We start from the raw sequence: 8,532 nt of genomic DNA, 5'->3' as shown, positions 1-8,532 counted from the left end.
TACCGCTGGGGCGCGGCGGGCCCCGACGCGTTCGACTGCTCCGGGCTGGTCGTGTGGGCCTACGCCCAGATCGGGACCGCGCTCCCGCATTCCAGTCAAGCCCTTGCGCGCGGCGGCCAACCCATTGCGCGCGCAAACCTCGAACCCGGTGACGTGGTCGTGTACTACCGGGCCGCGACGCATGTCGGCCTCTACAGCGGTGACGGCATGGTCATCCACGCCAGCACGCCCGGCCGGCCCGTCGTCGAAGTACCCATCGATGCCGCCGGCCCCTACAACCAGGCGCGCCGCTACTGATGCTCCGCCGCCTTTCCGCCGCCCTGATCGTCGCGGCGGGGATCACCGCTGCCCCCGCGCACGCCGCCCCGGACCCTGTCGCGCTGCGCATCCTCGACGCCCTACCCGTCCACGACCCGGCCCCGATGACCGGCTACAGCCGTGACCAATTCGGGGCCGCCTGGACCGACAACAACGATGACGAGCTCGGCCGCAACCACTGCGACACTCGCGACGACATCCTCGCCCGCGACCTGACCGGCGTTGTCCGCCAAGGCAACTGCACCGTCATCTCTGGAACCCTCATCGACCCCTACACCGCAAGAGTTATCCACTTCCAACGCGGACCCGACAGCTCGGCCGTACAGATCGACCACATCGTGGCTCTCGGCAACGCGTGGATCACCGGCGCGCAACAACTGCCGGCGCAGCGCCGCATCGACCTCGCTAATGACCCTCACAACCTGCTGGCCGTCGACGGGCAAGCGAACAACGCCAAGCGCGATAAAGACGCATCCCAATGGCTGCCGCCTAACACCAGCTTCCGGTGCACCTACGTCGCTGACCAAATCCTCGTCAAAACCGCCTACCACCTCTGGATCACGGTGGCCGAAAAGCGGGCCATGACAACCATTCTCAACCAATGCCCATGAAAGCGAGACCCGACATGCCCAACCCGCTCAACGACGAACTTGCCCCCGAAGCCAAAGCCAAACTGGCCGCCATCTTCGCCGAGATGCGCCGCCGCATACCACCCCTGGCCGTCAACGACTACGACCGGCCGCACACCCGCACCACCACTGCGAAAGGCCGGTGCCGGTAATGGTCACCCGCAAGAACCTCAGCTTCGCCCAGCAGATCGCGATCGACCGCGAAGGCAATCCCTACGTCTACGGCGGCAACTGGGACCCGTTCGATCGCTCAGCCGGATGCGACTGCTCCGGCTGTGTTGTCGACGAACTCGACGCCACCGTCAACGGCACCGCCATGGCGTGGTCGCGTCACGGGCTGTCCACCGAGAACTGGCGGGCTCCCAGTATGGGCGGCGATGCCGACCCGTTCAACGGCCCGTTCGGCACGATCCAAGCCCGAGGACCGCGCGACATCCCCAACGACGCCGCGGTGAAGATCGCGCTGCACCACGGGCCAGGCGGCGGCGCCAACAGCCACATGTGGTGCCAAGTCGACCAGCTGCGCATCGAAACCAACGGCAAGAACGGCACCGTGCTCGGCGACCAGGCGCGGGCCATCGACGACCCGTACGCCAACGACTGGTGGTACCTGCCCGGCCCAATCGTCGAAGACGGCACACCTATCCCCACCCAACCAAGCCCACTACCAGGAGCCAACGTGACAGACACACTTTTCGCCGACGTCTCCGAATTTCAGTGCCCCGTCGACGATTCCTACCCCTACCAGGTGCTGTCCATCCGCGTCAGCGACGGCGACTACCGCGACCACAACTTCGCCCAGAACTACGCGTGGATGCGCCAAGCCCTCGACTCCGGGCGGCTCAAGATGGGCATCGTCTACACCTACGTGCGGCCGCAGACCTGGCAGCCCAACGCCGACACCGTCAAGTCCATGATCGACGAGAACGGCGGCCTGCACCCGCGCGTCGCGCTGATGCTTGACGTCGAATCCGGCGACAACCCCGGCGGCGACCAATCAGCGGCCATCAACGCGCTCTACTGGAACCTCGCCGACTACGCGGGCAACCCGGCGCGAATCATCGGCTACGGCAACACCTACGACCTCAACACCATGTGGCCCATCAAGCCACGAGGGCTGCGGCTGATCATCGCCGCATACGGCGCCAACCCCGACTACCCCGGCAAAATCGCCCACCAATACACCGACGGCCAAGGCTACGGCGGCGGCCTGCCCGAAGGCTGCCCACCGTTCGGCGACTGCGACATGAACTCCGCCGACGGCCTGAGCGCCGACGATCTCGCCGCGCTGTGCGGCATCACGACGCCTGACCCCGGCGCCGAAACCCCAACTCAGACAGGAGTATTGATGGCACTCACCGGCGACGAACAAGCAGAACTGCTGGCCAAGGTCCGCGACATCTGGGACCAGATGCGTGGGCCCGGCGGCCAAGGCTGGCCGCAGCTTGGCCAAAACGCCCAGGGCGAAAACCTCACGCCGGTCGACGCGATCGCGGCGATCAAGAACGACATCGAGAAAGGTTCGGCATCGTGAGCGACCCCAACAGCCTGCAGGCCGACATCTCCGGAGTGAAAATCGACGGCACACCAAACTCGTACCGCAACGTGCTGTCGCGCCATGAGCGCGGCGCCCGCGACGTGGTCGACGACCCGGCCCGCGGCCCATGGAACTCAACCCACAACGGCATCGGATACCAAGGGCATTTCGATGCGTTTGAGCAGATCGTGCCGATCGGCGAGCAGATCTCGTGGGTGCATACCTTCAGCGACGGCATCGAACGCGACCTCGGATTCGTGCTCATGGAGCTGATGGAAGACCTGATCGCGCGCCGTAACGCCGCCGGCCAGCCGACGACCGCGTTCCCCGCATCGTGACCGGCTGGGCCGATTTGCAGGCCAATATCAGCGGCGTCACCAAGCTCCGGCATGCCGCCCTCACCTACAACGGCACCTGGGGCGCCGGGCTCGTCCAATACCCCTCCGACGTTGTCAACGGCCTCAATCAGTTCGTCGACGACGGCCTGTGCTACGAGGTGCCGTGCCCGTACCCGGCCAGCTTCGGGCCACTCGGGGGCCCGGCCACAGCGCCCAGCTACCAGCAGTCAATCCAGGACGCGATCGACTGGACCGCGGCGTGGCTGGCGGAAAACCCGCAGAAGACGTTCGCGGTGCTCGGCTACAGCCAGGGCGCAGAGGCGGCCTCCCGCGTCTACATGGAACTCGTCGCGGGAAGCCAATACGAGCGGAATTTCGTCGGCGGCATCACCTTCGGCAACCCGTGCCGTATGCCCGGTGCCAGCGCGCCCGGCGTTACCGGGCTGGGCTCGCGGTGGCGCGGCATCTCGCCGATCCGCATGACATCACTGCCGACTGTCAACGGCCAGGTCGTGTGGGCCGACTACGCGCACAACACCGCGAACGGCGACGCCGGCAACGACATGTACGCCCAGGTGCCCGACACCGCGGTCGGCGCGATCATGACCGACGTCTACACCATCGCCACACAGGCGCAACTCAACAATCCGACCGCCTTCCTGCAGGCGATGGTCGCCGGGATGCTGAAGCTCGTCGAGGACTCCGGGTTGCTGTCCGGGCTGAAGGGCGGCGCGGCCGGCCTGCTGGCGATGGGCGCCGGCGCGGCGGTCGCGTTTCTCGTCGACCTGGTCGGCGGCGTCGACATCAACGCCACCGGCGCCGACGCCGCGGTCGCCGCGGCTGTCCTTGGGCTGCAATTCCTCGCTGCACCGGGGGGCCCGACCGGGCCGCACATCAGCTACCTCGGCGAGATCCCCGGCTACTCCAACCTCGTCGCCGACGCAGTCGGCTTCCTGCACAACATCGCCACCATCACGCCCGCACGGGCCTAACGAAAGGCACATCGCGATGAGCATCAAACTGCCCTTCAAACCCTCCAAGGTCGCCCAGGCCATCGTCGCTATCGCCGCGGCCCTCGGCGCCATCGGCGCCGATCTCCTAGCGCCCGGGGTGCTGCCCGACGGCTGGTCGAAATACGTGGCCTCGGCCCTGACCGTCATCGCCGCGATCGCCGGGTTCATCCAGCGCGAGAAGCCGCTGATCGACGAGCTCGACAACCTGGCCGAATGATCCGCCAGTTGCCGGCCGCAGTCAACGAGCACCTGGTCGCGGTCGATCAGCTCGCCACGAACTGGTGGGGCCTGGTCAGCCTGATCGTCATGTTCGTGCTGGGCCCCTCCGTCACCGTGATCGTCACAGTCTGGCAGAACAGCAAGACCCGTAACCGGGTCGGCGGCGTCGAAGCCCAAGTCACCAACGGCGGCTCCAACCTCGCCGACACCGTCGGCCGCATCGCCGCGATGGTCACCGAGCAGGGCCTCGACATCCGCGGCCTGCGCAAGGACATCGGCGGCCTGCGCGGCGAACTGCGCGCCGAACGCGCCGCACGCATCGAAGACGTGGCGCGCATCGAACGCGGACGGCGGTCCGGGACGTGACATGCTACCCGGCAACTCCGACACGTCGCCGCTGCCGTTGACCGACAGGATCGTCATCGCGCTCGACCAGCTGCGCATCGCCCGCGCGGCCGGCGACACCGAAGCGGAGTTCGCCTGGCAGATGCGCTTCGACACGCTGCTGGACCAGTACTCGCGGGCTGGGCTGTGAACGCTGCGCAACGCAAGATGCTGGGCATCGTCGTCGACGTCCTCGACTTCGAGCTCAACCACCTGACCGACGGGCTGCTGCTCAGCCAGGAATGCGACCGGCTCGTTGAACGCCGGCCGATCCTCGGTCGCGTGCTGATCATCGGTGGCGCCGCCGTCATCGCCGGGCACCTGGCCAATGTCATCCCGGAGCGTTACGACGTGATGGCGCAACGATTTTGGCAGCGAACAAAGGAGAAACAAAGCCCCACCCAGCGAGGTAAATGATCCCTGCGTCGCCGAGAAGGCTCGAGGAGGAAAAATCGCAATGCCCCTCGCAGACAGACTCAACAACCTACCGCCCGCCACAGCGTTTCCTTGCTCCACGCGCCCAAGAATCCGGTCAATCGGGTAGCGACGCTTCAGTTGCGGCAGAAGTTGAAGCGCGCTCATACGACGCTCATTCGTGAAACCTCGCCGCCGCGTAGGAGATACACGAGGGCGTCGGTAGGCCTGTGTTGTCATAGGTGGCCTTTAGGGTCGTGGGTGTGCAGATGCGTTATCGGTATCGCATTGAACCGACACCTGGCCAGCAGCAGATGTTGGCGCGGGTGTTCGGATGCACTCGGGTGGTGTTCAACGACGCGTTGCGTGTGCGGGATGAGGCGTATCGGGCCGGGGTGAAGCTGTCCGACAGCGAGATTCAGCGTCGGGTGATCACCGCCGCCAAGAGGACCGAGGAACGGGGCTGGCTGGCTGAGGTGCCCAGTGTGGCGTTGGTGCAGTCGGTCAACGATTCCCGGCGTGCGTGGCGCAATTTCTTCGACTCTGCGGCCGGGAAGCGTAAGGGCCGGCGGGTTGGGCGGCCGCGGTTCAAATCCCGCAAGGATCACCGGCAGTCGTTCCGGCTCACCCGCAACGGCTTCTCGATCCGCGGCAACGGCCGGTTGTTTGTGGCCAAGGTCGGCGAAGTGCGGGTGCGCTGGTCACGCGAGCTGCCCAGCGCACCCTCGTCGGTCACGATCATCCGGGAACCCGACGGGCACTTCTACGCCAGCTTCGTCGTCGACGTCGCGGCCACACCGCTGCCGGTAGTCGACCGGGAGGTCGGGGTGGATCTGGGGATCGCCCGGCTGGCTACGACTGCCACCACCGATGGTGGGCGGTTCGGTATCGAGAATCCGACGTATTTGGGTCGCAAGCTGCGGAAGTTGCGTCGGTTGGAGCGGGAGAAGTCCCGCCGGCAGAAAGGATCAGCCAACAGGGACAAGACCAGGCGTAAGGTCGCTATCGCGCATAAAGAGGTTGCCCGTGCTCGGCGGGACTATCACCACAAGCAGGCTTTGGCGTTGGTTCGCGAGAATCAAGTGATCCACGTCGAGGACCTCAACATCGCTAGGATGGTCCGCAATCGTCGCCTGGCTCGTGCGATCTCGGACGCGGGGTGGGGGCAGTTCGTGAAGATCATCGGGGAGAAAGCCGACCGCTACGGGCGCACTGTACACACGGTGTCGCGGTGGTTGGCGTCGAGCAAAACCTGCTCAACACCTGGGTGTGGGCATCAGCTCGACGAACTGCCGCTGCAGGTCCGCACATGGGTGTGCCCGTCGTGCCAGGCCACTCACGACCGCGACTACAACGCCGCCAAGGTCATTCTCGCTGCCGGGCGGGCAGAGAGACTAAACGCCTGTGGAGCCCATGTAAGTCCGCAACTCGTTGCGGCAGTGGGCGATGATGCAGGAAGCACTCCTACAGCGGCATAGCCGCACGGGAATCCCCGCCATTCATGGCGGGGAGCACGTCAAGAAGCATTAGCCCCCGATGGCCACGCGCCGTCGGGGGCTTATTTTGGCATTTTCAGTACTGCGGGCAGTACGCATCGATCGTCGCCCGCACATACGCCTGCGCCTGCTGCAGTGTCAGCGACGGGTTGTGCTCGAGCGCGAGCTGCTCGGCCTGCGCCGGAGTGTGCCCGGCCGCCATGTATGCGCAGCCCTGGCGCGCGTCGGCGGTGGCCACCGACTCGTCGAGGATCACCAGGCCGCCGGCGCGGGCTTCAGACAGGAACACCTGGTCGCCGCGGGGCGCCGGAGGAGCTACTGCGATCGGCGTCGGGGACGGCGTCTGCGTCACGGTGATCGTCGGCACGGGCGCGGCTACGGTCACGGTCGGGGGCGCCATGCTCGGCCCGGGAGGCGGCGGTGCCGGCGCGGCGATCGGTGCCGGCGCCGTGATCGGCGGAAGCTCAGCGGCCGGCATCGTCGCCGGCTCCATGATGCCGCCCTGAACGACATGCTCGGCCGGGCGGTGACGCTGCCAGGTCGAAATGACGAACGCGATGCTGCCGGTGATGACCAGAATCGCGGCCGCGGCGACGAGCGCGGCGCGCCACGGTTCACGGAAAACGGCGTCATCGAGCTCATCGTCCTGCGACCACGCCAGGCCGGGCTCCGTCGCGACAGGCGGCGGCACGATCACAGTCTCATCGGCGCACGGGCCCGGAGCGGTGTCGTCGGCAGAGGTGCCTGCGGCGCCCATGGTCCCTAGCCCCCGTCGCGCCAGCTGTCCTGGCGCTGCCCGAGCTGACCCGGGCACAGATCGGTGATCGCCCAATAGACCACCACCTCAGCCTGCGACATCGGCATGTGGATATCGCTGCTGACGCCGATGACCTCGTTCGCCGTAGCGCCTTTTCGCAGATCGGCGCACACCGCATCGCCGAGCGTCTGGCCGGTCTCCATGACCGCCGGGGTGATCATCTGGTCGGCGGCGGGACCGCCGTGGGACGCGACGTCGGCGGCGAACTTGTTCTGTTGATCGGTCAGCGCGTGGGCTACCTCGGCGGAGAAGATCGCGGCGCCGACGGATACCACCACCAGCAGAAGCATCAGCGAGAGGCGCTTCATGGCGGTCATGGTAGCGCTCCACGAGGCGCGCGACTGAAAATCTGGGCACTACCGTTCTTCCAAAAATCGCCCACGGCAACGCCGCTGGTGGGAACGCGGTGCGCGGCCGCTTCTGCCACGGAACGCACCTCGATCGTCGTGACCGCCGTGTAGCGTTGCGTCGTCGCGACCGACGCGTGCCCGAGCGCCTCTTGCACCGCCCGCAGGTTGTGGGTGCCCGAATAGCCCAGCGTGGCGAACCGGTGCCGCAACTTGTGCATCGACCAGCCCGGCGGCATCAGCCGCGAGATCATGGTGCCCACCCATTCCGCGCTGATGTGGCCGTCGACCTGGCCGGGGAACAGGTAGCCGCGGCGGCTGCAGAAGGTGCGCAGCTCGGCGGTCAGCTCGGCGGTCAGCGGGACCAGGCGTTGTCTGCCGCCCTTGCCGTGCACGATCAGCGACCAGCCCTGCAGGTCGCGGACGATGTCGTCGGAGTGCACGACGGCGACCTCCGCGCGCCGCAGACCGGCCTCGCCGGCCAGCCGCGCCATCAGTCGCTCCCGCGGCTGGGCCGCCGCGATGAGCTCGTCCCAGATGTCGTCAGGCACGGGCCGCGGGGCCGGCGCCGGAGGTTTGACGCGCGGCAGGTTCGCGGCCGGGTTCAGCCCGACCAGACCTTCCCGTACGCACCAGTCGAAAAACCCGATCAGCGAACAGCGGACCGCCTTTCGGTGCTCGTTGGACCAGTCCCGCTCGCTGCACAGCGCCACCAGCATGCTGAGCGTGATGTCGGCCGGCCCGTCGGTTCTCGACCGTCTCGCGATCGACCGGAGATGGTCGCTTCGTAGCCCGATCGTCCCTTCTCGTTTACCGGAGATCCGGAGCCAGATCGTCCATCCAGAAATTGCGTTTTCCCAATTTTGTGGAAGCTTTCTTCCTCCACCGTTACTCATGCGTAAATAGTGCGGCGGCTCTGAACACCCATCAGGCGAACCGTTTATGAATTCCATAAGACCTTCGCTGGTTAGCTGTTTGGTCGCGGTTTCTATGCTGCTGACAGCCACCGGGTAGGCTGAC

General features: G+C 66.5%; 14 protein-coding genes. 11 read left to right on the top strand and 3 right to left on the bottom strand.

Annotated features, from left to right (window positions below; all coding sequences use genetic code 11):
* The 11 genes from AWC19_RS07495 to AWC19_RS07455 all read left to right on the top strand — a co-directional run.
* Positions 1-297, top strand: a 297-nt coding sequence (locus tag AWC19_RS07495) for a C40 family peptidase (protein WP_085077440.1), incomplete at its 5' end; no start/stop codon positions are given.
* Positions 297-929 carry an HNH endonuclease family protein gene (locus AWC19_RS07490; protein ID WP_085077439.1) on the top strand — a complete coding sequence of 211 codons (633 nt, stop codon included), beginning with the start codon at positions 297-299 and terminating at the stop codon, positions 927-929. The genes AWC19_RS07495 and AWC19_RS07490, both read left to right, overlap by 1 nt.
* Positions 926-1,099, top strand: coding sequence for a hypothetical protein (locus tag AWC19_RS29610; protein WP_158090846.1), 174 nt, complete (start codon positions 926-928; stop codon positions 1,097-1,099). The genes AWC19_RS07490 and AWC19_RS29610 overlap by 4 nt, the downstream gene beginning before the upstream one ends.
* Complete coding sequence (locus tag AWC19_RS30430) at positions 1,099-2,481, top strand: glycoside hydrolase family 25 domain-containing protein (protein WP_245848811.1); 1,383 nt, start codon at positions 1,099-1,101, stop codon at positions 2,479-2,481. The genes AWC19_RS29610 and AWC19_RS30430 overlap by 1 nt, the downstream gene beginning before the upstream one ends.
* On the top strand, positions 2,478-2,822 hold the full coding sequence (locus AWC19_RS07480) for a hypothetical protein (protein WP_085077438.1): 345 nt from the start codon (positions 2,478-2,480) through the stop codon (positions 2,820-2,822). Before AWC19_RS30430 ends, AWC19_RS07480 begins: the two co-directional genes overlap by 4 nt.
* Entirely contained in the window at positions 2,819-3,814 is a 996-nt protein-coding gene (locus AWC19_RS07475) for a PE-PPE domain-containing protein (RefSeq protein ID WP_142281057.1), read from the top strand. The genes AWC19_RS07480 and AWC19_RS07475 overlap by 4 nt, the downstream gene beginning before the upstream one ends.
* A 16-nt stretch (positions 3,815-3,830) precedes the next feature.
* A complete protein-coding gene (locus AWC19_RS07470) occupies positions 3,831-4,052 on the top strand; it encodes a hypothetical protein (protein ID WP_085077436.1) in 222 nt (73 codons plus the stop codon).
* Complete coding sequence (locus AWC19_RS07465) at positions 4,049-4,420, top strand: DUF2746 domain-containing protein (protein WP_085077435.1); 372 nt, start codon at positions 4,049-4,051, stop codon at positions 4,418-4,420. Before AWC19_RS07470 ends, AWC19_RS07465 begins: the two co-directional genes overlap by 4 nt.
* A gap of 1 nt (position 4,421) precedes the next feature.
* Positions 4,422-4,589, top strand: coding sequence for a hypothetical protein (locus AWC19_RS29605; protein WP_158090845.1), 168 nt, complete (start codon positions 4,422-4,424; stop codon positions 4,587-4,589).
* Positions 4,586-4,855: a DUF7427 family protein gene (locus AWC19_RS07460; RefSeq protein ID WP_085077434.1), complete on the top strand. Its 270-nt coding sequence runs from the start codon at positions 4,586-4,588 to the stop codon at positions 4,853-4,855. Before AWC19_RS29605 ends, AWC19_RS07460 begins: the two co-directional genes overlap by 4 nt.
* 254 nt (positions 4,856-5,109) lie before the next feature.
* Positions 5,110-6,330, top strand: a complete 1,221-nt coding sequence (locus tag AWC19_RS07455) for an RNA-guided endonuclease InsQ/TnpB family protein (RefSeq protein WP_245848809.1) — start codon at positions 5,110-5,112, stop codon at positions 6,328-6,330.
* Between the two features lie 94 nt (positions 6,331-6,424).
* Here the strand turns inward: AWC19_RS07455 and AWC19_RS07450 are convergent, their stop codons facing one another.
* The 3 genes from AWC19_RS07450 to AWC19_RS07440 form a co-directional block, all read right to left on the bottom strand.
* On the bottom strand, positions 6,425-7,105 hold the full coding sequence (locus AWC19_RS07450; protein WP_085077433.1) for a DUF732 domain-containing protein: 681 nt from the start codon (positions 7,103-7,105) through the stop codon (positions 6,425-6,427).
* Between the two features lie 5 nt (positions 7,106-7,110).
* Positions 7,111-7,473 carry a DUF732 domain-containing protein gene (locus tag AWC19_RS07445; protein ID WP_158090844.1) on the bottom strand — a complete coding sequence of 121 codons (363 nt, stop codon included), beginning with the start codon at positions 7,471-7,473 and terminating at the stop codon, positions 7,111-7,113.
* Between the two features lie 5 nt (positions 7,474-7,478).
* Positions 7,479-8,532 (bottom strand): tyrosine-type recombinase/integrase (locus tag AWC19_RS07440; protein ID WP_342743784.1); only part of this gene is annotated, 1,054 nt, incomplete at its 5' end.

Source organism: Mycobacterium palustre (assembly GCF_002101785.1).
GTDB lineage: Bacteria > Actinomycetota > Actinomycetes > Mycobacteriales > Mycobacteriaceae > Mycobacterium > Mycobacterium palustre.
This window is presented reverse-complemented; position numbering and strand designations above follow the sequence as displayed.

Excerpts from the sequence above, each read along its gene's own strand:
- AWC19_RS07445 (WP_158090844.1), bottom strand. The coding sequence starts at position 7,473 with ATGAAGCGCCTCTCGCTGATGCTTCTGCTGGTGGTGGTATCCGTCGGC.
- AWC19_RS29605 (WP_158090845.1), top strand. The coding sequence starts at position 4,422 with ATGCTACCCGGCAACTCCGACACGTCGCCGCTGCCGTTGACCGACAGG.
- AWC19_RS07450 (WP_085077433.1), bottom strand. The coding sequence starts at position 7,105 with ATGGGCGCCGCAGGCACCTCTGCCGACGACACCGCTCCGGGCCCGTGC.
- AWC19_RS30430 (WP_245848811.1), top strand. The coding sequence starts at position 1,099 with ATGGTCACCCGCAAGAACCTCAGCTTCGCCCAGCAGATCGCGATCGAC.
- AWC19_RS29610 (WP_158090846.1), top strand. The coding sequence starts at position 926 with ATGAAAGCGAGACCCGACATGCCCAACCCGCTCAACGACGAACTTGCC.
- AWC19_RS07470 (WP_085077436.1), top strand. The coding sequence starts at position 3,831 with ATGAGCATCAAACTGCCCTTCAAACCCTCCAAGGTCGCCCAGGCCATC.
- AWC19_RS07490 (WP_085077439.1), top strand. The coding sequence starts at position 297 with ATGCTCCGCCGCCTTTCCGCCGCCCTGATCGTCGCGGCGGGGATCACC.
- AWC19_RS07465 (WP_085077435.1), top strand. The coding sequence starts at position 4,049 with ATGATCCGCCAGTTGCCGGCCGCAGTCAACGAGCACCTGGTCGCGGTC.